This is a genomic window from Butyrivibrio proteoclasticus P6B7 (genome assembly GCF_000622085.1).
Lineage (GTDB): Bacteria > Bacillota > Clostridia > Lachnospirales > Lachnospiraceae > Butyrivibrio > Butyrivibrio proteoclasticus_A.
The window spans coordinates 74,639-96,946 of the sequence record NZ_JHWL01000010.1 but is presented as its reverse complement, the minus strand read 5'-3'; the positions used below and the strand labels follow the sequence as shown (position 1 = coordinate 96,946).

The following is a 22,308-nucleotide window of genomic DNA, read 5'->3' as shown; positions in this document are numbered from 1 at the left end:
AGCAGAAGGGGGAACATTATGGCAGAACTTAAGTGTCCACATTGCGGACAGGCGTTTACAGTTGATGATACAGAGCTTTCTTCGATCGTACAGCAGATACGTGACAAGGAATTTGAAAAAGATCTATCTCAGAGGACTTCAGAGCTTGAGAGGCGCTTGCAGGAGAAGCATGCGCTGGAGCTGGCTGCCCAGGAGGACAAGATCACCCTGAAGACCAAGCAGGAGTACGAGAAGGCTCTTGCAGAGCAGGCCAGGGAGATAGAGAAGTTAAGAACAGAGAAGTTAGAAGAAGTTCAGAGACTGAAAGAAATACAAGTTAGTGATCTCGAGAAAGTAAAGGAAGAGAAACTAAGTGAAATAGAGGCATTAAAGGACAAGCTCAGAGAATCAGAAGAAAAGAATAATAAGCTAACACTTGAACTTGGAACATTTGAGGACAAACAAAAGCTTGCCGTTCTCGAAGCCGTGAAGAAAGTCGAAGATGAGAAGCATGAGCTTGAAAGCTCTTTTAACGAAAAAAGCAGAGAGCTGGAAAGTGCGCTGATTCAGGAGAAGGAGAAGGGCAAGGTCCTCTTGGAGCAGAAGGAAAAAGAGGTTGAGTTCTACAAGGACCTTAAGACCAAGATGTCCACTAAGATGGTGGGCGAGACTTTGGAGCAGCACTGTGAGATCCAGTTCAACCAACTTCGCGCAACAGCCTTTAGGAATGCGTATTTTGAAAAGGATAATGACGCCCGTTCAGGCAGTAAGGGCGATTACATCTACCGTGAGTGCGATGAGAACGGCGTTGAGATCATTTCCATCATGTTTGAGATGAAGAACGAGATGGATGAGACCGCCACCAAGCACAAGAACGAGGACTTTTTCAAGGAGCTTGATAAGGACCGCAACGAGAAGAAGTGCGAGTATGCGGTTCTGGTGTCACTTCTTGAGAGCGATTCAGAGCTTTACAATGCCGGAATTGTTGATGTTTCCTACAAGTATGACAAGATGTACGTTGTGCGCCCGCAGTGCTTTATCCCTATAATAACGCTGCTTCGAAACGCAGCCATGAACGCCCTTATGTACAAGCAGGAGCTGGCAGTGGTCCGCAATCAGGACATCGACATCTCCAACTTCGAGGACAACCTCATGAAGTTCAAGGACGACTTTGGCAGGAACTACGAGATCGCCCACAAACACTTTGATAGCGCCATCGACGAGATCGACAAGACTATCCAGCATCTTGAGAAGGTGAAAAAAGAGCTACTTGGTTCCGACAATCAGCTCCGCATCGCCAATAACAAGGTGGATGAAGTCAGCGTCAAGAAGCTCACCAGGGGCAACCCAACCATGAAGGCCAAATTTGATGCGCTTCATGAAGGAGAATAGATACACTTAAAGCTCATGATCTGAGTGTCAAATGACAAAAAACAAATGAAATAAGTCAGAAATCGGGTAGTTTCAATGCCGATTCTGATGAATAATAGAAATACTAGTATTTACAACAAGGAAGTAACAATGGCAACACGAGATAAAAGAGAATACTTAACAACAACCCCGGTACCTAAGCTGATCCTGTCACTTTCAGTGCCAACGATCCTCAGCATGCTGGTTACGGCAATTTACAACACCGCCGATACATTCTTTGTATCCAGGGTTTCAACAGATCTTGATATAAGCACCGCGGCAACAGCTGCCGTGGGGCTTTCTTTTACTGTTATGGCAATTATTCAGGCCATCGGATTTTTCTGCGGACATGGTTCAGGCAACTACCTTTCAAGAATGCTTGGAAGGGGCGATATGAAGGAAGCCAACGAGATGGCTTCAACAGGATTTGCGCTGGCCCTGATCATAGGCTTTACCATGGCAATTCTTGGAAACATCTATATGCCTTCAATTGCTGCATTCCTAGGCCCTGACTCTGCTCAGTCCCTTATCTATACTGAAGATTATCTTTCAATTATTCTCTGGGGCGCACCATTTATGATGGCCCAGTTTGTTATCAACAACCAGCTTCGTTTCCAGGGAAGCGCCATCTACGCCATGATCGGCCTTATGAGCGGCGCTGTCATCAACATGATCCTGGATCCCCTTCTGATTCTGGGCTTCCACATGGAAGTTAAGGGCGCAGCCATCGCTACGGTTTCAGGACAGATCATGAGCTTCATAGTTCTTTTAGCAGGAACAAAGCATGGCGGCAATATCAGACTCAAGCCTTCTAACGTTAAGTTGAATCCGCATTACCTTTTGGAAATCCTCAACGGAGGCGCGCCATCACTGTGCAGACAGGGCTTGGCAGCAGTTTCCACATTCCTTCTTAATAAGCAGGCCGGCTCTTTTGGCGGAGACGCTGCAATCGCAGGAATGTCCATTACTACAAGAGTTATCATGATGATGGCTTCAGCTCTTATCGGCTTCGGCCAGGGATATCAGCCAGTTTGCTCCTTCAACTACGGCGCAGGTCTTAAGAATAGGGTAAAAGAGGGATATTGGTTCTGCGTAAAGTACGCAACCGTTTTCCTGTGCATCGTTGGAGCAATCTGCTTCTACTTTGCACCGGACGTTATCGCTATCTTCAACAAAAAGCCTGAAGTTATCGCAGTGGGCAAGGTCGCCCTTAGATGGCAGTCAGTAACACTGCCCCTTTCAGGAATCCTTGTTATTTCTAACATGATGCTCCAGTCCATCGGAAAGGGCGTAAAGGCCTCAATCACAGCCTCCGCCCGCAACGGAATCTTCTTCATTCCGCTGATTTTCATTCTTCCGCAGATCTTCGGAGTCCTTGGCGTTGAGATGACTCAGGCCTGGGCCGACATCTGCTCCCTGATGGTCACAGTACCACTGGCATTTTCGGAGCTTAGGCAGTTCGATGTGGAGATGGGAAAAGAGCTATAAAGAATAAGAATTAGGAAATATTCAGGGAGATAGTTAATTGGGAAAAATAGAAGAAATACTAAAATTGATTCGTGAGGCTGAAGCTAAGATTGCGGAGTATAAAGAACAGATTATGGAGCTTGAAGAAGCGGCCTCTTATGTAAAAAGAGAATACAACAGCATTGAAGAAAACGTCTTTGAGTATACAACAAGTTATGATATGTCATGTTCGGAAAGATGGAGAGGAAATACACTAATTGATGCTGAAGAACTATCCGGTGTATGTGCTGATAAGGTGGAAGATGCACAGGGAAGTACGCGCCAGTTCCTTGACGATATTTATCGTTGCATAGAATTATTAGAACAAAAGATATATGACTGTCAGCTATATGTTCAAAATCTGGAAGGGCAACTTAATTGTGCATAATTCCCATGTTTTATGGCATATAGACGCAAATAGTTTTTAAATAATTGGAGCAAGTTAATGGGAAATAATCAAATAATCAAAGTAGATGTCGAAGTATTCGAAGATATAACAGGCAGCATTAAAGAATCCGCTGATGGATATAGCCTTGATAATATTCCAAATATGGATCAGTTAAATGGAACATGTGCTGGAACAAAACTAAACAGTTTGTTTCACGACTTGGTGGAATGCACAAAAAATTATGGCGCTCATACCAGTGAAAATTTGCCAGTAGCACTTAATAAACTAAAAGAGTCATTGATTCTTGTAGATGAAGAATCGAAAAATACTTTGAACGTGCAATGATAAATAATTAATACATGGAGGGAAGTCTCTTTTTTAATGGATTTGGATAATAAGATTTTTGATGCAGAAGTAACGCAGGAAATAATAGTTGCGTTGGAGGATATTTTTAGGAGGTGCTCTTCACAACTAGACTTGATAAAAGAAAAATTGGATAAGTATATAAATAATGACACATATCAGGGTGATGATGCTGAGGCTTCTAAAGAGTATGTGGGAGATGTAGAATTGGGAATTCACGGAGTACTGTGCGAAGTGCAGGAAATACTTCTTGGCATGTATAAGCATTATATGACATCATTCTCAGAAAAAGTTGATGCTTCTTTGAATGCTAGACTAGAAACACAAGTTCTTGCGCAAGTTGAGACGGATTTCAAGGGTGCATATAAAGACTTAGATAGTCATTCTATGAATATTGAAAGAAAAGCAGAGTATATTAAAGCTAAGTATGGACATATTACAACATTTACTGTTCCATGCTATGCAAGTGCCAAAGGCGCTTATATAGATTTATGTGGGGGAGATAATAGTTCTTACGGTTATATCAATGATGTTAAAGAGCGCTTTATTTCTTTTGATGAAGAAGAGTGTGAATACATCGATGCACAGGATTTGTCGTTAGCAATAACTAAACTTCAAAAAAGTGTTCAAGATTCAGATAATCTTTTGATGAATGTTTTGGTTAACAATCCTAGACAGAATGGGTTTTTCTTGAAAAATATCAAGACTGCTTATTTTGGAATCGTTAGTGATCTTAATGATGTTCAGGAACTTTTAAAAGAGAAAATAAAACGTCGAGAGATGGAAAGAGATCCGTATTATCAGATTTCAAATCAGGATGCTAGGGAAATAATTAGAGAATATGATCTAACTGCAGAGCAAATGGAGTATATATATAAGCTTGAAAACTTAGTAGGGACGAAAAATGCTTTGGGGATAGAACTGACTGAAGAGAGAGTAGCCGGTATGCAGGTAATGGCAGCAGCTCTTTTTGCCGAGGGGAAGAGTCCAGAATTTATTGCTGCAGTCCTTGGAAATGTGTGGAATGAAGGCGGTGTAGGGCATATTGAAGATACTACGTATGATGATCCCAGTAATAGACCTTCATATCTTCAGAAAGTATTGGATTATTATCGAGATGAGTATAATGTGGATTTTCAAGATATATACGCTAATGAGTTACTGTATGAAATGGATTTAGAATCCTATAGCCTTTTGATTTCTTCCTTAATAAAATATACAAATCCTGAAACTTATAATTGCGCAGATATAAATGGTGATAATGTAACGGATGTTATTTTGGGAATAGGAAGCTGTCAGTGGACCGACGGAGTGAGAGTTTTGAATCTACTTGATTTTTACAAAAAGGCAGATGCCATGGGGGATCAGGATGGCAAGTTATCCTTCAAGGAAGCTGCGAAAGCAGAAGCTGATATGCTTATTTTTGAACTTACGTCTAGCCAGTGGTTTTTGGATAAGGTTTTGTATTATGAGGAACTATACTCAGGGGAAGTAAGTGACAACTATCTTGATAACGAGGCTTTGGTTCGTCAAGCAGCTGTTGATTTCTATGATATATATGAAAATGGAGATACAGCTACAGATGGGGTGAGAGCCACTGATTCGTGGATAATATACAAAGCTATGATGGAATAAAATAGGGGCTTTAAGTTGGATATGAAATATAATGAAATGTTTATATGTTTAATTTCTTTAATGATGTGTTGTGCTTGTTCTACAAACATGAGTGATGATGTTGTTGTGTCTGAAAGTAATAGTTCTTCATCATCGAGTATTACAAAAACAGCTACGAGTTCAACTGATGATTTTGAGAATAGCAATTTTGTTTTAATAGATAATGATGCTTTTCCAGATGATGGTTTTAGAGAATATGTAGCCAGTGAATTTGATAAAGATTCAAATGGTTTGTTGAATCAGGAAGAAATAGAAAACGTTGAAGAAATAGCTATATTTTGGAATGAATATGCTACGAGTTCACAAGTTGAAAATTTAGATGGAATTGAACTTTTTCCTAATTTGAGAGTATTGATATGTAATAATTGTCAATTAACAGACGTAAATGTTTCACACAATTTAGCATTGGAAGAATTAAGTCTGGTAGGTAATCCAATTAAAAATATAGATGTTTCTAATAATGCTAAGATCAGTGTTTTAAGGTGTAACATGACGGATTTATCTCAAATTGATGTTAGCAAAAATATAGCGCTTGAATTATTAAACATAAGTGGCACTAATATAGATTATATTGATATTAATAACAATACTAATTTGACGGAATTGTGGTGTGACAGTACTTTGCTTGAACAGATAGATACAACAAATAATGCTGAATTGTTGAGGCTCAGTGTATGTGATACTGCGATTTCAGAGTTGGATTTACACTGTAATACTAAACTGGCTTCGTTAGCAATTAATTCAACCAACATAACAGAGATTGACCTGTCTGCAAATGTAGAATTAGTCAATTTGGAGTGCATGGGAACTGATATTAGTGAGATACATTTAGAAGGAAATACGAAACTAAAAGGAGTATGGAAGTCGGAAAATACTACGGTTTACGTAAATGAAGGAGTTGAAGTAAAAACATATTAGACAGTATTTTGTTGTGAATCAACAGATAGAATATAGTTCTATATTTGGGAGGAAGTATGTACAAGTACGAGTTAAAAGAAAATTGGAAAATGGGAAAGGCTGGGGATGCAGAGCAGATAAACGCTGTGGTTCCTGGATCTGTGTACACAGACCTTCTGCGCGAAGGCAAGATGGAGGATCCTTTCTGGAAGGACAATGAGGACAAGGCGTTAAAGCTCATGGACAACGACTATGAGTATGTTTGTAGTTTCAAAAAGCCAGCAGAGGCGGGCGCTTCTGAGTTTGTGCTTCTTAGATTCGATGGCCTTGATACACTAGCTGACGTTACGCTGAACGGTCAGCTTCTTGGCAGCACCAACAACATGCACAGGGTATGGGAGTTTGACGTAAAAGAGCTATTGAAGGACGAGAACGAATTGAAAGTTCTTTTCCATTCACCAACAAAGTTCATTGAGGAGGCCTACGCTAAGGCGCCTACAAGAGGAACTGAGGATGCGATGCCAGGATTTGTGCACATTAGAAAGGCACACTGCATGTTTGGCTGGGACTGGGGCGCACATCTTCCAGATGCAGGAATCTACAGACCTGTAACTCTTCTTTGCTTTGATAAGGCAAGGCTTGAGAGCGTTAATATTTTCCAGGATCACTCTAAGGTTGTGATTGACAAGGACGGCAATGAGAGCGGAGAGGTTACTCTTACCTTTGCTCCATATCTTACTGCTTCAGACCGTGAGGATATTGCAGTTTTTAATGGAATGACAGTTGGTGGCAAGAAGCTTGCTGCAGACTGGGTTAACGAGAACTATATATATGAAGTTACAGTAACTGCGCCAGATGGAACAAGTCAGTCTCGCACTTTTGATGGTAAAAGAGATAGCTCTTTTGACATGACTATTACAAACCCTAAGCTCTGGTGGCCTAACGGCTATGGCCAGCACCCTCTCTATAGCGTGGAGGTTGTACTTAAGGACGAGAGCGGAAAAGAGCTTGATTCCTGGAGCCGCAGGATTGGTCTTAGGAGGAGCGAGCTCAGCACTGCTGCAGATCAGTGGGGCAATGAGTTCTGCTTCGTTATTAACGGTGTGAAGATTTTCTCCATGGGTGCGGATTACATCCCTGAGGATCACCTTCTAGGCAGGGTTAACGATAGCGTTACCAGAAAGCTTCTTGAGAAGGCGGCCTTTGCTAACCACAACTCAATCAGAGTCTGGGGCGGCGGCTACTATCCTGAGGATTACTTCTTTGATATCTGCGACGAGCTGGGAATCCTGGTTTGGGAGGACTTCATGTTCGCCTGCGCTGTGTATGACCTGACCACTGATTTTGAAGATAATATCAGACATGAGATCAGAGACAACATCATCAGGCTCCGTCACCACGCGTCTCTTGGACTTATGTGTGGTAACAACGAGATGGAGATGTTCGTTAAGCAGGGCGTTTGGGTAAGTAAGCCTTCTGAAGCCCACGACTACACTATCATGTACGAGTACATCCTTCCTAAGATGATGAAGGAGTATGCGCCATACGTTACTTATTGGCCAGCTTCACCTTCTTCAGGGGGAGCCTTCGATGAGCCTAACGACGAGAACAGAGGCGACGTCCATTACTGGGATGTTTGGCATGGCAACAAGCCATTTTCTGAGTACAGGAAGTTCCACTTCAGATTCCTGTCTGAGTTTGGTTTCCAGGCTTTCCCTTCAATGAAGACCATCGAGACCTTCACTGACAATGAAGAGGATATGAATCCTTTCTCATACATTATGGAAAAGCACCAGCGTAACGGCGCTGCCAACGGTAAGATCATGAACTACATGCAGCAGACTTACCGCTATCCATCTGACTTTAGCACATTTATCTATGCTTCCCAGATGCTTCAGGCAGATGCTATCAGATACGGCGTTGAGCACTTTAGACGTAACCGTGGACGCTGCATGGGCGCTGTGGTTTGGCAGCTCAATGACTGCTGGCCTGTAGCTTCCTGGTCAAGTATCGACTACAGCGGAAGACTTAAGGCTCTTCATTATGCGGAAAAGAGATTCTTCGCTCCTATCCTTGTTTCCTGTGAGGAACAGGGCGAGATGACTAATACTATGCAGCTTAACTGGCTTCCAAGAGAGATTGACATGAGCGCTAAGTTCAGCATTGCCAACGAGACTAGAAGGGACGTGAAGGCTACTCTTAAGTGGGCTCTTAGAAAGGCTAGCGGTGAAGTGATTAGAGAAGGTTCTGAAGAACTTTCAGTTCCAGCTCTTTCCAGCGTTTGGACTGGGGAGTACCGCTTTGACGATGCTGACAGATTTGAGGATTACGTAAGCTACGAGGCAGTGGTTGGCGGTGAAGTGGTTTCTTCTGGAACAGTTCTTTTCACAATGCCTAAGTACTTCAAGTATGAAAATCCTAAGCTTGCAGCCGTTGTGGATGGCAACAAGATCACAGTAAGCTCCAGTGCTTATGCCCGCGGTGTCGAGATTCTCAACGAGAACGAAGACCTTATTCTTTCAGATAACTACTTCGATCTCAACGGTGACAGCAAGACTGTGGAGGTTATCTCTGGAGATGTGAGCAAGTTGAGACTTAGAAGTGTCTATGATATTAGGTAATTATTGTACAATACCAGGTAATTATAAAAATGATAAAAACTCTGCCTCTCATGCGAGAGACAGAGTTTTTTTAAAGTCCTTTAACTATCGGGTCCTGGTCACATTTTCCGTAAACAAATCTTAAGACTACTATAGTTTTGTTATCTTCATCGATTATGTAATAGGCTATGTAGTTTTTTACAAGAAAACGTCTGACGTCATTTCTTCTTAGAAACTCGTTTTCTATAATTCTTCCGGTTTTGGGATTTTTACATATTTCTTCTAATTGTGACTCTAGTTCATCAGCTAGGTTTGAAGCAGCATCTGGATTATCTAAAAATTCAGAAATATATGTGATGGCTTCATCAATATCGGTTTCAGCAGCTAAAGTTAGTACAAAATCATATCCTTTAGATGCCATGTTTCTCCCTCAATTTCTTCAAAGTTTTTTTTCCATCAACAACACGACCTGTTTCGTAGTCTTCAATACCTTTATTGACCAAATGCGCCTCATCAATTTTGCGCATGGTACGCTCGTAATAGTCGATGTCCATTACTACAAGCCTGCCGTATCCGTTCTTTGTGACAAATACTGGTTCACCGGATTCTGAACATAAACGTTCGATTTCTACTGTGTTTTTAAGATCTCTCATCGGAACTATTTGCATAATACACGCTCCTTTCTGTGGCTAAATTATATACTATATTTAGCCATGGTTCAATAAAGAAAAAATAATCTTTTTAGCATAAAATGCGCGAAAGAGTGGGTATATATGATATACTCTCGAATTAAGTATATGAATTGGAGGTATGAAAAATGTTTAATAAGGCAAAATGCAGCATATTTTTGACCTTTTTACTTGTAAGCACACTCACATTAAGTGCATGTGGTAAGGGGACTTCAGACAAAGATGTGGATGTAAGTGGCTCTGCAGAGGAGACTGTGGAAACTACATCTGATGAAACATCAAAGACTGAAAATAAGGAAGATGACAACACTACAGAGGATTCTTCAAAGGATAAAGATTCTACAGCTACACTTAGTAATGAAGGCAAATCTTTTATGGAGGACTACCCATCTGAAGGTGACGAAGTTACAGGTGATGAGGCAGTAAAGCTTGCTCATGAGTTCTTTGCAAGCTTGGATGGTGAATATGATAATTTCGCTCTTATGAATCATCCAATAAGGTTTTCTGATGAAGGTGACTACTATGCTATCTATGGTGATAATGTAGATAGCATAAAGGACAAGGATTGCGTTCGTGTAATCCATAGCGGAGACTACACATGCTACTACTTTTACATTGAGTACGAAAAAGAGTATTACAAGATTGTGGATGATGGTTCATACGTGCTGATTTTTAGGGGGAATGACACTGAATCAGTTGAGAATGAAAACAATATCCGTGTAGAGATTCATCTTGAAGATGGTCTTGAAACAAAGACAGTAGCTGAGTTTACATCCCGTGACCAGCAGTCAGATCTTGCTAAGAGCATTGAAAACGGAACTATTCCAATTGAGAGAAAAGTGGAAGTTTCAGATGATGTTCTTGCTAAGCTCCAGTCCCAGGACAATGATTACAACAAGGTTGACTGGTACATGGTTACAAGTCCAATGGAGAATATTGTTGTATCAGAGGTTGTTTACAAGTGTGAAAATGCCCACTACATCGTTCTTGGCATAACTAACATTGGCGACACTGATCAGGAAGTGTTTTTAAAGGGATATCCTAAGGATGTTACCGGCACAGATGACTATGTATTTGAAATCTCATATCAGAATCTTGGCCCTATGAACACAGCTGTCTACATCGTGGAGAACGGCTATAGAACTCCAACAGGAGAAATTGTCTGGATGGATATGAGATCAGAGGCAACAAGCCACTGGAAATCTACTTCATATTCAGCTACATATGATTGCGCAGAGGATGAATCCGGCGACCTGGTATTCAACTTCAACATCAAGACTGAGCATGAAATAGATGAACTTAGAGATATCAATGTATTGTTCCTTGATGAAAACAAACAGGTAATAAATGTCGAACAGGTTTATAGAAACGAAGGCGGTTCTGAATTTGACAGTAAATTCAAGCCCATGGACGACGAAAACACAAGAAGTGCAGTAGACTATGCACTCTTTATAAATCCATACTATAGAGGGTGATTGATGCTCATGATTAATTGATAGTCAGTGGTGATAGATGATAAGTGGTGATGAATTATCAGTGGTGATAGATAGTCAGTGGCGATAGATAATCAGTGGCGATAAAAATCATTGGTGATAAGATTTCAGTGGTATTGAATAACCAATGGTGATAAGAAGAAATTGCATCCCGTTTCACAAGATAATGTGTTTTGGGATGCGTGGTTTCGCTTAGAAGTTCATCACATTCCTATATTGCGTATATTTACACATCCTAATTATGGCGATTGCTGTAATTAGGATGTGTTTTGCTTTATATAGAACATATCTTTACTGCTTGGCGCTAATTTATGCATCCCATATCCGCCAAGTCTTGAATATAGGATGCGTACCGAATTCCGCCGAGGGTACAAATAGCAGAAATGATGGTTTGTACCCCCATGCTGGAGCAAGGCGGAGGGTACAAAGTGACAAAATGGGCTTTTGTACCCTCGAGCAAGAAAAATATGAGGGTACAAATGGCTAAAATGAGGGATTGTACCCTCGAGCAAGAGCAAAGCAGAGGGTACAAATGGCGGAAAAGAGGTTTTGTACCCTCAAGTCATAGAAATCCTTTGGGCATAGAAGCCAAAACAAGCCTCTGTACCCAAACGCCCAAGCGCCGTCACCACCAGCTGCTCAAAGATCTGGAGCCGGAGGTGGTCAGCTAGCCACCCTGCCAAAGGCAGGGCTTGTCCTTGATGACCACAAAGCAGGGTGCTACGCTGAAGCGACTGATGGCGCTGGATAGCAGCTGCTCATGAGTCTATCGCCATCGGTAAAGACGTGGCAGCGCCCTGCCACCCGGCCGTCAAGGATGGCGTCCGCAGTCGTAGAATAGAATTGAGACAACATGAATAACTTCAAGACAGCCGCAACATAAAATTCAAACAGCAAAAATAGGGCAAAACATGACAGAAATCGTGTAACATCGGTGCAATCGGCATTATATAATCATAATTGACTACACGGATTTCCTCAGAGAATCGTCTTTTGGGATGCTATTACACTCGCACAAAATGCTAGGAATTAGGCATAAGGAATAAACGGAGGTACAACCATGGCAAACATCAGACACTACAACAACTTCAAGCTTACAGTCTACTGCGTGGCCCAGATCTTGGAGCGCATAGATCTGGAGGCACTTAAGAAGCACTATGAATTTATAGAGAAATACGTGGGCCTGGATAAGGTCTACCTGGAGCCCTACAGAGAGGGCCACTGGGTGGACAAGGACAAGATGGCCCAGTTTATTGAGTTCTTCAAGAGTAAGAACGTAGAGGTGGCAGGCGGCTTCACAACTGTGGTTCCAGACATCGATGAGGAAGACAAGAAGAGACAGAGGCTCTTTGGCACCTTCTGCTACACCAACAAGAAGATGCGCGACTACATCAAGAAAGTCTCCGAGTACTGCGCTGAGCAGTTCGACGAGGTGATCCTTGACGACTTCTACTTCACCAACTGCACCTGCGAGGACTGCCTCAAGGCCAAGGGCGACAAGACCTGGGTGGAGTTTAGGAAAGAGCTTATGAAGGATGTGTCTGAGAATCTTGTGGTGGGCCCAGCCAAGAAGATCAACCCAGGCATCAAGATGATCATCAAGTTCCCTAACTGGCGCGAGTCCTATCACGCAACGGGCTACAGACCTGACGTGGAAAAGGATATATTTGACATGGTTTACACCGGCACCGAGACCAGAGCCAGCGCATATCAGGACCAGCACCTTCCTACATACCTTAGCTACAGTCTGGTTCGCTGGATGGATGAAGCTTCAAACGGCCGCAACCACGGCACTTGGTTTGACACTTATCAGTGCTGGCCAATTGACGACTATCTGGAGCAGGGCTATCTCTCAGCCTTCGCAAAGCCAGAAGAAATCACACTTTTCCAGTGGACTGACCTGGTGGACAACAAGCTTGTGACTCCTCTTGGCCTTCAACTTGGCAGAATTGACAAGATGCTTGATAAGACCGGAAACCCAGTAGGAATCCCGGCTTACATCCCATACGCTTCCCAGGGCGAGAACCACATCGAGGATTTTCTTGGCATGCAGGGCTTTGCCCTTAACCCTACACCTGTATTCCCTGCTAATGGGCAAGTTCTTTTAACCCAGAGCTCCCTTCAGGATCCGGAGATATTCGATAAGTTAAAAGAGCTACTGCTTAAAGGCGGCGTAGCCTACGTCACCACTGGATTTGCCATGAACGCAGATAAGGAGAAGTGGGAAGAATTAAGCTCAGCCTACCTGACAGGCAGGAAGCTAAATGTCACAAGATATTACAAGACAGACGACCCGGCCGGTTACCTTGAGGACGTGCCAGCAGTTCTTTTTGCAGATGTGCAGCACTCCAACAACCTGTCATGGTCTCTGCTAAACGGCGGCGCAGGGGAGTATCACACCACACTGTTCCTTAAGGATACCTACGGCAAGGGCCAGATGTACCTTCTGAACGTTCCTGAGAATCCATCGGATCTTGCCCGCATCCCAAGCTGGGCCTACGACGCAGTTAAGCCACTGTTCAACTACCGCGGCGTCTACGTTACAGGCAATAACGTGTCAATCTTCCATTACGACAACGACACCTTCATCCTGTACGCCCACGTAACCGGAAAGGCCCATCCTGTGCACACTACCATCCATCTGCAGGATGAGAATGCAGGCATCACTCACCTCTTCGCATCACGATATTTCGGCGAGGAAAAAGAGCTAGACCTTACTCCGGGAGAGGCCCGTGTGGACTTTACTTCAATAAAAGAAAAGAGCTGCGACCTTATCCTTAACCCAGGCGAATTCTACGAGTTCAGGATTCACAAGTAATTCACGGGTTCAAGAATAACAGTCAACAACTCAGATATTTATTGGTTATTGCAGTAATCCATATCTTTGCATCTGTGGATTATTACAATAACCATCTGCACAAATATTATTTATTTGTCTTCTCCGCCTTCTTCTCAATAGACCGAGCATAAACTCCCTGATACTCCTTGGGAGACATGCCGTACTCCTTCTTGAAGGCCTTGAAGAAGCTTGAATAATCGCGGAAACCGAATCTTTCATATGTCTTGCTGATGCTCTCGCCACTTGTGATGGCGCCGCGGCACTCGGCAAGGCGTTTTTTAATTATGTACTGATGGAGCGAGATGCCCAGGGTGTCCTTGAAAAGGTGGGCAACGTAATACTTGCTAACATAGAACTGGCCTGCGATATCGTCCAGGGACAGTGTGTCCTCCAGATTGCTCTCCACGTAGGAGATGATGTTCTGGAAAAGAGATATCTCGTCGGTGCCAGTCTTCTTGTGGTCTTCGTCGTAGATGACTCTGTTGATAGTCAGAATCAGGTCGCACAAACACAAATGTCTTGCGGCGCTGCTTCCGTAGCGGTCTGAGGAAATCTCCTCAAGAAGCCGCAGGAATCTTGACTCAACCAGGTGGAGATCCGCCGGAGCCAGATGGTAGAAGTAATTGTGGAAAGCCTCCGCCTTCTGAATCAGGTACATGTAGTCCACCGACTCGTTCATGAGGCTGTTGCAGCACTCCTTGCTGATCCAGAACACGAACCTGCGGTAGTTCTGGTCTGGGTTGTCCATGATGGCATGGTGGTCAACCCCAGGCGGAATCAGCATCAAATCGCCAGGCGCCATCTTATGCTTAGTCGGTTTCTCTTTTCCCAGAGCCACTTCCATAGTGATGTCCCCCTCCAAAAAGAGATAACACTCATAGTAATTGTGGGCGTGGGGCGGAACTGCAGTGAAATTCCTGTCCGAATAATAGAAAACCTCGAAGTCCGAGGAAAGCATATATTGTCTTGTGTTAAAGGATGATCTCAGTTTGTTTTTCATATCTAGTAGTTTATAACAAGTTTTGCACACTTGGCAACAAGTAATTCTATTCTATATTTCTGAACAAATCATTAAAGTTAATAGTGTAAACGAAAAATGCTTCATTATTGGAGGGAAATAGATTATGGAAATGACACTTCGCTGGTATGGCACCAATTACGATACAGTTAAACTCTGGCAGATCAGACAGATCCCAGGCGTGCACGGAGTTATCACAACTCTTTACAACAAGCAGGCTGGTGAGCTCTGGGAGCTTGACGAGATCAGAGCCCTCAAGAAGGAGGTAGAGGCTGAGAGCCTTAAGATCGCTGGTATCGAGTCTGTTAACGTTTCTGATGCCATCAAGACCGGCTCCAAGGAGAGAGACGAGCACATCGATAACTACATCAAGACCCTCGAGAACCTTGGTAAAGAAGACATCCACATGGTATGCTACAACTTCATGCCTGTTTTTGACTGGACCAGATCTGAGCTTGCTCGTAAAAGAGCTGACGGCTCCACAGTACTTGCCTACACCCAGGAAGCAATTGACGCCATCGACCCTGAGAAGATGTTCGAGTCAATTTCTGGCGAGATGAACGGCACAGTTATGCCTGGTTGGGAGCCAGAGAGAATGGCTCACGTAAAAGAGCTGTTTGAACTATACAAAGACATCGATGAAGACAAGCTCTTTGAGAACATTGTTTATTTCCTTAAGGCAATCATGCCTGTTTGTAATAAGTACGACATCAAGATGGCCATCCACCCTGATGATCCAGCCTGGTCAGTATTTGGCCTTCCAAGAATTATCAACAATGAAAAGAATATCTTAAAGCTCATGAAGGCTGTTGACGACGTGCACAACGGCGTTACCTTCTGCTCAGGTTCCTACGGCACAAGCCTTGAGAACGACCTTCCACACATGATCAGAGCTTTAGAGGGAAGAATCCACTTCGCACACGTTCGTAACCTTAAGTTCATCTCTCCTACTAACTTCGAGGAGGCTGCGCACCTTTCAGCAGACGGAACCTTCGATATGTACGAGATCGTTAAGGCCCTCTATGAGACTGGCTTTGACGGACCTATCCGTCCTGACCACGGCCGCATGATCTGGGGCGAAGTTGCAATGCCTGGCTACGGCCTCTATGACAGAGCCCTTGGCGCAACATACATCAACGGACTTTGGGAAGCAATTGAGAAATCTCATCAGAGAGGGCTGTGAACACTTGACGAAGTATTTTTGAGTCTAGTGTGAGCGTGTTCTGGCGAGCAACTTGTTGCGAGATCAGAACCTCCGCTTAATATATCAATAAGGGAGAATAACAATGAAATTAAATGCATCAAGCGTATACACAGATAACACCTGGAAAGAGAAGGGCTACTTCGTTCCCTCTTTTGACAGAGACAAGATGATCGCTGAGACCAAGAAGAATCCTCAGTGGGTTCACTTTGGCGCCGGCAACATCTTCAGAGCCTTCCAGGCCAACCTCTCCCAGAGAATGCTGGAGGAGGGCAGCGCAGTCCAGGGCCTTACAGTTGTTGAGGGCTTTGACTACGAGATCATCGAGAAGATGTACAGACCACACGACAACCTTTCACTTCTGGTAACCCTTAAGGCAGACGGCTCCGTTGAGAAGTCAGTGATCTCCAGCATTGCTGAGTCCTGCATCCTTGACTCCGACCGCCCAGAGGAGTTTGACAGGTTAAAAGAGATCTTTTCCGCTGATTCACTTCAGCTTGCCACATTTACAATCACTGAGAAGGGCTACAGCCTTGTAAACGCCAAGGGTGAGACACTCCCTGCAGTTGAAGAGGACTTCGCAAATGGCCCAGCTAAGCCAAAGAGCTATATCGGTAAGGTGACAGCTCTTTTGTATGCAAGATTCAAAGCCGGTGAAAAGAAAATTGCCATGGTCAGCACAGACAACTGCTCCCACAACGGGGACAAGCTCTTCGCAGCAGTTGAGGCCTTCGCAAAGGCATGGAAAGAGAATGGCAAGGCTGAGGCTGGCTTCCTTTCCTACATCAAGGATGAGAGCAAGGTTAGCTTCCCATGGTCAATGATCGACAAGATCACACCTAGACCAGACGACTCAGTTAACGAGATCCTCAAGAAGGACGGCGTTGAAGAGCTTGAGCCTGTTGTAACTTCAATGAAGACCTGGGTTGCACCATTTGTTAACGCCGAGGAGAGCGAGTATCTGGTAATCGAGGACAAGTTCCCTAACGGAAGACCAGCTCTTGAGAAGGTTGGCGTCATCTTCACTGACAAGGAGACCGTTGATAAGGTTGAGCGCATGAAAGTCTGCACCTGCCTTAATCCGCTCCACACAGCCCTTGCTGTATATGGCTGCGTTCTTGGCTTTGAGAAGATCTCAGACGAGATGAAGGATAAAGAGCTCCACGCCCTCGTTGAGAAAATTGGCTACGTTGAGGGCCTTCCAGTTGTTACAGACCCAGGCGTAATCAAGCCTTCAGAGTTTATCGACACAGTAGTTAACGTTAGAATCCCTAACGTATTCATGCCTGATACACCACAGCGTATCGCTACAGACACTTCACAGAAGCTGGGCATCCGCTTTGGCGAGACCATCAAGGCTTATATGGCTTCTTCAGAGCTTGACGTAAAAGAGCTAAACTTCATTCCGCTGGTTCACGCAGGCTGGCTTCGTTACCTCATGGGAGTTAACGACAACGGTGAAGCTTTCGAGCCAAGCCCAGACCCACGTCTTGACAGCTCACGCGCTTTTGTTAAGAACATCGCCCTTGGCGAAACCGATGAAGCCAAGGTTCGCGCAGAAGTAATGCCACTTCTTAAGGACAAGAGCATCTTCGCTGTTGACCTTGAGGAAGCAGGTCTTTCTGATAAGATCATCGGCTACTTCATGGAGCTTATCGCAGGAATTGGCGCAGTCCGCAAGACCTTGCAGAAGTACTGCGACTAATCACCTATATCGAGCGACACATCAGCCCTCTGGCCCCGCCAGGGGGCTTTTTGCAGGCTATTTATAGGAATGTAGATTCGGGCGGTTGTGGTCCCTGGGGCTGCCATGGCTTTACCAATGTTCGCGTTTCCTTGTCGTGACTTACATCGGTTTATATCAGAAAAATAGCTCATTTCACAGTCGTTCAGAGCACTCGCTATTTTTCTGATATTTCACCGTGTAACTCATCGACTCGTGCAAATGCCTCACATTGGTAAAGCCATGGCAGCCCCAAGGCCCCCTAACCACCCGGATTTACTTACACTAATATGGCTTGCAATAAGGCTTTCGTGGTCTGTGCGGATAAGACATCTATCATGCGCTTTTTTATCCGCAAACCATGATTTACAGCAAATTCAAACTCATAGCAAATTCAAAATTACAGCACATACAACCTTTACTTATCGCCAGCGTACAGATAATTGGTATTTCTATTTTGCAAAGTCTCTAGTATAATCATTTTCAGATAAAAGAAAACGATAATTCACGTAGATTTATGTAGAACGATTAGTCGATATCATGCAGCAAATATAGATATTCTAGAGATGTCTGGTACATTTAATAATCTACGGAATCTCGTTACGAGGAGGAAAAGTTACTATGAAAAAGAGAGTATTTACAAGCTTAATTCTTGCAGCAACTCTTGCGTTTACTGCACTTACAGGCTGCGGCAACAACGCAGGCAAGGCAGCAGTTGGCACACAGACAGTTGACGACAATGATAAGAAGATCACAGTTGGAGCAACCGATGTTCCACATGCACAGATCCTTAATGACGTAGTTAAGGGAATTCTTGCAGAGGAAGGTTATGAACTTGAGGTTGTTACCTTCACAGATTATGTAATTCCTAATAAGGCCCTTGAGTCAGGCGAACTTGATGCTAACTATTTCCAGACTCTTGGCTACATGAACCAGCAGAACGAGGACGCAGGTCTTCACCTTGCAACAGTTGCTGGCGTACACATCGAGCCAATGGGCATCTATTCAGAGAAGTACACTTCACTTTCTGAGCTTCCAGATGGCGCTAAGATCGGTATTCCTAACGATCCAGATAATGCTTCAAGAGCTCTTGACGTTCTTATTCAGAAGGGTGTTTTGGTTTCAAAGGGCCAGTACGGCGAGGATGCTACTTACACAGAGTCTTCACTTACAAAAGACGCAGAGGCTAATCCTCATGGCTATGAGATCACACCTCTTGACGCTGCTAACCTTCCACGTTCACTTTCAGATCTTGATATCGCTGTAATCAATGGTAACTATGCACTTGCATCAGACCTTCCATCTTCACATCCAGCGCTTGAGATCGAGGAGTTCACAGAAGAGACAACTGTTAAAAGAACTAACTTCTTAGTAGTTAAGCAGGGCAACGAGAATTCAGTTAAGATCCAGGCCCTTGTTAAGGCTCTTCAGTCAGACGAAGTTAAGCAGTACATTGAAGAAACATATAAGGGAGCTGTAATCCCAGCATTCATCGGACCTCAGAATTAAATTAAATTTAGATTTGTCTAAAATAACAAATAAAGGTATTATAGTGGGTGTCAATTTATGGCACCCACATTTTTTATATTAGGTAGAAAAGATAATGATTAAAATCGAAAATGTAGCAAAATCCTTTCAGGACACAGAAGTGTTAAAAGACATATCTCTTGAGATCAATGATGGTGAGATCTTTGGAATTATCGGACAAAGTGGCGCCGGTAAGAGTACACTCCTTAGATGCATCAACGGTCTTGAGACCTATGACAGCGGTCTTATTTCTGTGGATGGACAGCCTGTAGATACTAATGATAAAAAGAACTTACGACTTCTTCAGAGAAACATGGGCATGATCTTCCAGAGCTTCAACCTTCTGGAAAGACTTGATGTCTATGAAAACGTTGCCCTTCCTATGAAGTTCTGGGGCATCAATACTAAATCTAAAGAGTCGAAAGAGAAAATTCTTAAGCTCATAAAGCTTGTAGGACTTGAAGATAAGCTTCATTCAAAGCCTCGCGAACTTTCCGGCGGTCAGAAGCAGAGAGTAGCTATCGCGAGAGCTCTTGTTCTTGACCCTAAGATCCTTCTTTGCGACGAGGCAACAAGTGCCCTGGATCCAGAAATTACCAAGGGTATCTTAGCTCTTTTGCAAAAGATCAATAAGGAAATGGGCATCACCATTGTTATGGTCACACATCAGATGGAGGTTGTTAAGCAGATCTGTCAGAAGGTGGCATTTCTTAGCCACGGCAAGATGCTGGCTGTGGGCAATCCTGAGAAGCTCTTTGTATGGCCTAAGGAGCTTGAGATCAGAGACTTCCTTAGAGAAGAGAGCGACAAGCTTCCAACTACCGGCGTAAATCTTAAGCTCTTTTTCTTTGGAGAGGGCAATCAGCGCCCTATCGTAACTCAGATGGCTCACGAGCTCAATACAGATTTCAACATCTGCTGGGCTAAGCTTGAGGACTTCAGAGAGGATGTGTACGGAAGCCTTGTTCTTAATATGGAGGAAAAAGATCTTGAGAAAGCCTGTGCTTTCCTTGATTCCAAGAATGTTACATGGGAGGTGCTTAAGTAATGGGCGTTTTTACACCTTTTTTTGATCAGTATGGTTTTATTTTTGAAGAATTTGGAAAGACAATGATAATGGTTTTTGCGTCAGCGTTTTTCTCAGTTGTCATCGGATTTATTCCAGCTATTATCCTGACACTTACAGCTCCAGACGGACTTAAGCCTAACAAGATCGTGTATGAGGTTCTGAGCTTTATCATCAACCTGTTCAGAAGCTTCCCATTCATTATTTTGCTGGTTGTAATTATTCCGTTCACACAGTTTGTGGCTGGCACTTACCTTGGAGTTAAGGGTGTTATTGTTCCACTTACTGTTTCTGCAATTCCTTTTATTGCAAGGATTTTTGAGACAAGCCTTAGGGAAACGGACCACGGCGTTATCGAGGCGGCCAAGTCCTTTGGTGCATCCAACTTCCAGATCATCATGAGAGTTTACATCAAGGAATCAATTCCTCGTATGCTGAACGGTATCGTGCTTTTGATCATTTCACTTGTTGGATATTCAGCAATGGCCGGCGACGTTGGCGGCGGTGGAATCGGTGACGTGGCCATCCGTTTCGGATTTAGAATGTACAATCCACAGATCCTGTTTATCTGTTCTGTGATTCTGATTATTTTCGTTCAGGGCGTTCAGATGCTTGGAAACTATATGTACAAGAAGCTTAGATAAGATTTGGAGTCAATGGGGACGGAGTCAATGGGGACGGTTCTCATTGACTCCTTTTTAAGTTAACTAGGACCGTCCCCACTGACTCCCCAACAGTGCGATTTTAGTGTAAAATAGCACTTGTATGAAACTAGTAAATTCAAGCTTAAACAAGTTTATAGCGATAGGATTGTCGTTGCAGATAATGCTCTTCACCACAGGTTGCTCGCTAACGCCAGGTCAAAAGCTCAGTGAGACACAGCTCTTTGCCATGGATACGGTTATGGATATCCAGATAGCGGGAGATGAAGCTCTTTTGACAGAGGCGGAGCAGAAAATCCGTGGGCTTGAGGACATGTTGTCTGTAACAAAGGAGACCAGCGAGATCTACCAGGTGAACGCAAATGGGAGCGCTTCTGTATCAAAGGAGACTTACGACATCGTGACCAGAGCTCTCAACATGTGCGATAGAACTGGTGGAGCCTTGGACATCACCATATATCCTGTGCTGAAAGCATGGGGGTTTACTGGGGATGAGTACAGAGTGCCTGCAGAAGCGGAGTTGCAGGAACTCTTGCAGAACGTGGATTTCTCTCGTGTTGTGGCTACAGAGCAGACTAGCGCAGAAACTATATCACCTGCAAATTCGTCGACTAATTCAGAAACAATAGCACCAGCAAACTCACAGATAAATTCCAGTACTACAGATAGTTCAACATATACTATTTCAATTCCAGCTGGCTACCAGATTGATCTGGGTAGCGTGGTTAAGGGATACACAGGAACTATGCTTGCAGACTACTTCAAAGCAAACGGTGTAACAAGTGGCCTCATCAACCTTGGAGGCAACGTGCAGTGCATCGGCAATAAGCCAGATGGCAAGCCCTGGAAGGTGGCCATCAAGAGCCCCTTTGAGGATTCCAAGACTGGCGTGTTTGGAGTGATTGATGCAACTGATGAAGCTATCGTAACTTCTGGCGGCTATGAGAGATACTTTGAACAAGATGGCGAGACTTACTGGCACATCTTAGATCCATCCACCGGAAAACCAGCCAAGAACGGCCTTGTCAGCGTTACTATAGTTGGAAAGGACGGTCTTGTCTGTGATGCCTTGTCTACAGCTCTTTTCGTAATGGGGTATCCGGCGGCCATTGACTACTACAGGGATTTCCCTGACTTTGACGCAGTGTTTATTACAGAAGATGGCAAAGCCTACATCACCCCGGGCCTTGAGGACAGGTTCAGCCTTTCTTCTGAGTACTACAGCACTTCAATTTACATTATTTCATAACAACATTTATACCAAGGAATCAAT

18 protein-coding genes are annotated in these 22,308 nt (G+C 43.7%); 15 read left to right on the top strand and 3 right to left on the bottom strand.

Annotation, left to right across the window (positions count from 1 at the left end):
- The first annotated feature begins 18 nt into the window (after window positions 1-18).
- The 7 genes from T541_RS0108790 to T541_RS0108760 all read left to right on the top strand — a co-directional run bounded on the left by T541_RS0108790 (window position 19) and on the right by T541_RS0108760 (window position 8,838).
- Window positions 19-1,371: a DUF2130 domain-containing protein gene (locus T541_RS0108790; protein ID WP_026652374.1), complete on the top strand. Its 1,353-nt coding sequence runs from the start codon at window positions 19-21 to the stop codon at window positions 1,369-1,371.
- Between the two features lie 129 nt (window positions 1,372-1,500).
- On the top strand, window positions 1,501-2,877 hold the full coding sequence (locus T541_RS0108785) for an MATE family efflux transporter (RefSeq protein WP_026652373.1): 1,377 nt from the start codon (window positions 1,501-1,503) through the stop codon (window positions 2,875-2,877).
- A 37-nt stretch (window positions 2,878-2,914) separates the two neighbouring features.
- Window positions 2,915-3,283, top strand: coding sequence for a YwqH-like family protein (locus tag T541_RS0108780; RefSeq protein ID WP_026652372.1), 369 nt, complete (start codon window positions 2,915-2,917; stop codon window positions 3,281-3,283).
- Between the two features lie 57 nt (window positions 3,284-3,340).
- The gene (locus T541_RS0108775) at window positions 3,341-3,628 is read left to right on the top strand and encodes a hypothetical protein (protein WP_026652371.1); all 288 of its coding nucleotides are present in this window, start codon (window positions 3,341-3,343) and stop codon (window positions 3,626-3,628) included.
- Window positions 3,629-3,664: 36 nt separating this feature from the next.
- Complete coding sequence (locus T541_RS0108770; RefSeq protein ID WP_026652370.1) at window positions 3,665-5,281, top strand: phage tail tip lysozyme; 1,617 nt, start codon at window positions 3,665-3,667, stop codon at window positions 5,279-5,281.
- Window positions 5,282-5,302: 21 nt separating this feature from the next.
- Complete coding sequence (locus T541_RS0108765; RefSeq protein WP_026652369.1) at window positions 5,303-6,238, top strand: hypothetical protein; 936 nt, start codon at window positions 5,303-5,305, stop codon at window positions 6,236-6,238.
- 56 nt (window positions 6,239-6,294) lie between these two features.
- Window positions 6,295-8,838, top strand: a complete 2,544-nt coding sequence (locus tag T541_RS0108760) for a beta-mannosidase (RefSeq protein ID WP_026652368.1) — start codon at window positions 6,295-6,297, stop codon at window positions 8,836-8,838.
- A gap of 70 nt (window positions 8,839-8,908) precedes the next feature.
- On the opposite strand, the gene T541_RS0108755 is transcribed toward T541_RS0108760, so the two are convergent.
- Together T541_RS0108755 and T541_RS0108750 are read right to left on the bottom strand one after the other, a co-directional pair.
- A complete protein-coding gene (locus T541_RS0108755) occupies window positions 8,909-9,238 on the bottom strand; it encodes a type II toxin-antitoxin system RelE/ParE family toxin (protein WP_026652367.1) in 330 nt (109 codons plus the stop codon).
- Window positions 9,228-9,485: a type II toxin-antitoxin system Phd/YefM family antitoxin gene (locus T541_RS0108750; RefSeq protein WP_026652365.1), complete on the bottom strand. Its 258-nt coding sequence runs from the start codon at window positions 9,483-9,485 to the stop codon at window positions 9,228-9,230. The genes T541_RS0108755 and T541_RS0108750 overlap by 11 nt, the downstream gene beginning before the upstream one ends.
- Before the next feature lie 149 nt (window positions 9,486-9,634).
- On the opposite strand from T541_RS0108750, the gene T541_RS0108745 reads away from it, so the two are divergent.
- Entirely contained in the window at window positions 9,635-10,981 is a 1,347-nt protein-coding gene (locus T541_RS0108745; protein WP_026652364.1) for a hypothetical protein, read from the top strand.
- Between the two features lie 1,078 nt (window positions 10,982-12,059).
- Window positions 12,060-13,817, top strand: a complete 1,758-nt coding sequence (locus T541_RS19245; RefSeq protein ID WP_051538169.1) for a hypothetical protein — start codon at window positions 12,060-12,062, stop codon at window positions 13,815-13,817.
- Window positions 13,818-13,923: 106 nt separating this feature from the next.
- Here the strand turns inward: T541_RS19245 and T541_RS19240 are convergent, their stop codons facing one another.
- On the bottom strand, window positions 13,924-14,796 hold the full coding sequence (locus tag T541_RS19240) for an AraC family transcriptional regulator (RefSeq protein WP_242840768.1): 873 nt from the start codon (window positions 14,794-14,796) through the stop codon (window positions 13,924-13,926).
- A 166-nt stretch (window positions 14,797-14,962) separates the two neighbouring features.
- Here T541_RS19240 and uxuA point away from each other — a divergent pair, with 166 nt between their 5' ends.
- The 6 genes from uxuA to T541_RS0108700 all read left to right on the top strand — a co-directional run bounded on the left by uxuA (window position 14,963) and on the right by T541_RS0108700 (window position 22,284).
- Window positions 14,963-16,039 (top strand): mannonate dehydratase, encoded by a 1,077-nt coding sequence (gene uxuA / locus T541_RS0108725; RefSeq protein ID WP_026652362.1) that lies wholly within the window; start codon window positions 14,963-14,965, stop codon window positions 16,037-16,039.
- 103 nt (window positions 16,040-16,142) lie between these two features.
- Window positions 16,143-17,762 carry a mannitol dehydrogenase family protein gene (locus tag T541_RS0108720; RefSeq protein WP_026652361.1) on the top strand — a complete coding sequence of 540 codons (1,620 nt, stop codon included), beginning with the start codon at window positions 16,143-16,145 and terminating at the stop codon, window positions 17,760-17,762.
- Window positions 17,763-18,401: 639 nt separating this feature from the next.
- Window positions 18,402-19,289: a MetQ/NlpA family ABC transporter substrate-binding protein gene (locus T541_RS0108715; RefSeq protein ID WP_026652360.1), complete on the top strand. Its 888-nt coding sequence runs from the start codon at window positions 18,402-18,404 to the stop codon at window positions 19,287-19,289.
- A gap of 94 nt (window positions 19,290-19,383) precedes the next feature.
- Window positions 19,384-20,355: a methionine ABC transporter ATP-binding protein gene (locus T541_RS0108710; protein ID WP_026652359.1), complete on the top strand. Its 972-nt coding sequence runs from the start codon at window positions 19,384-19,386 to the stop codon at window positions 20,353-20,355.
- Window positions 20,355-21,017 (top strand): methionine ABC transporter permease, encoded by a 663-nt coding sequence (locus tag T541_RS0108705; RefSeq protein ID WP_051538168.1) that lies wholly within the window; start codon window positions 20,355-20,357, stop codon window positions 21,015-21,017. Before T541_RS0108710 ends, T541_RS0108705 begins: the two co-directional genes overlap by 1 nt.
- Before the next feature lie 121 nt (window positions 21,018-21,138).
- Entirely contained in the window at window positions 21,139-22,284 is a 1,146-nt protein-coding gene (locus T541_RS0108700; RefSeq protein WP_026652356.1) for an FAD:protein FMN transferase, read from the top strand.
- The last annotated feature ends 24 nt before the right edge of the window (window positions 22,285-22,308 follow it).

Excerpts from the sequence above, each read along its gene's own strand:
- T541_RS0108710 (WP_026652359.1), top strand. The coding sequence starts at position 19,384 with ATGATTAAAATCGAAAATGTAGCAAAATCCTTTCAGGACACAGAAGTG.
- T541_RS0108765 (WP_026652369.1), top strand. The coding sequence starts at position 5,303 with ATGAAATATAATGAAATGTTTATATGTTTAATTTCTTTAATGATGTGT.
- T541_RS0108705 (WP_051538168.1), top strand. The coding sequence starts at position 20,355 with ATGGGCGTTTTTACACCTTTTTTTGATCAGTATGGTTTTATTTTTGAA.
- T541_RS0108760 (WP_026652368.1), top strand. The coding sequence starts at position 6,295 with ATGTACAAGTACGAGTTAAAAGAAAATTGGAAAATGGGAAAGGCTGGG.
- T541_RS0108770 (WP_026652370.1), top strand. The coding sequence starts at position 3,665 with ATGGATTTGGATAATAAGATTTTTGATGCAGAAGTAACGCAGGAAATA.
- T541_RS0108715 (WP_026652360.1), top strand. The coding sequence starts at position 18,402 with ATGAAAAAGAGAGTATTTACAAGCTTAATTCTTGCAGCAACTCTTGCG.
- T541_RS0108785 (WP_026652373.1), top strand. The coding sequence starts at position 1,501 with ATGGCAACACGAGATAAAAGAGAATACTTAACAACAACCCCGGTACCT.
- T541_RS0108750 (WP_026652365.1), bottom strand. The coding sequence starts at position 9,485 with ATGCAAATAGTTCCGATGAGAGATCTTAAAAACACAGTAGAAATCGAA.
- T541_RS0108790 (WP_026652374.1), top strand. The coding sequence starts at position 19 with ATGGCAGAACTTAAGTGTCCACATTGCGGACAGGCGTTTACAGTTGAT.
- T541_RS0108745 (WP_026652364.1), top strand. The coding sequence starts at position 9,635 with ATGTTTAATAAGGCAAAATGCAGCATATTTTTGACCTTTTTACTTGTA.
- T541_RS0108755 (WP_026652367.1), bottom strand. The coding sequence starts at position 9,238 with ATGGCATCTAAAGGATATGATTTTGTACTAACTTTAGCTGCTGAAACC.
- T541_RS19240 (WP_242840768.1), bottom strand. The coding sequence starts at position 14,796 with ATGCTTTCCTCGGACTTCGAGGTTTTCTATTATTCGGACAGGAATTTC.
- T541_RS0108700 (WP_026652356.1), top strand. The coding sequence starts at position 21,139 with ATGAAACTAGTAAATTCAAGCTTAAACAAGTTTATAGCGATAGGATTG.
- T541_RS0108775 (WP_026652371.1), top strand. The coding sequence starts at position 3,341 with ATGGGAAATAATCAAATAATCAAAGTAGATGTCGAAGTATTCGAAGAT.
- uxuA (WP_026652362.1), top strand. The coding sequence starts at position 14,963 with ATGGAAATGACACTTCGCTGGTATGGCACCAATTACGATACAGTTAAA.
- T541_RS19245 (WP_051538169.1), top strand. The coding sequence starts at position 12,060 with ATGGCAAACATCAGACACTACAACAACTTCAAGCTTACAGTCTACTGC.
- T541_RS0108720 (WP_026652361.1), top strand. The coding sequence starts at position 16,143 with ATGAAATTAAATGCATCAAGCGTATACACAGATAACACCTGGAAAGAG.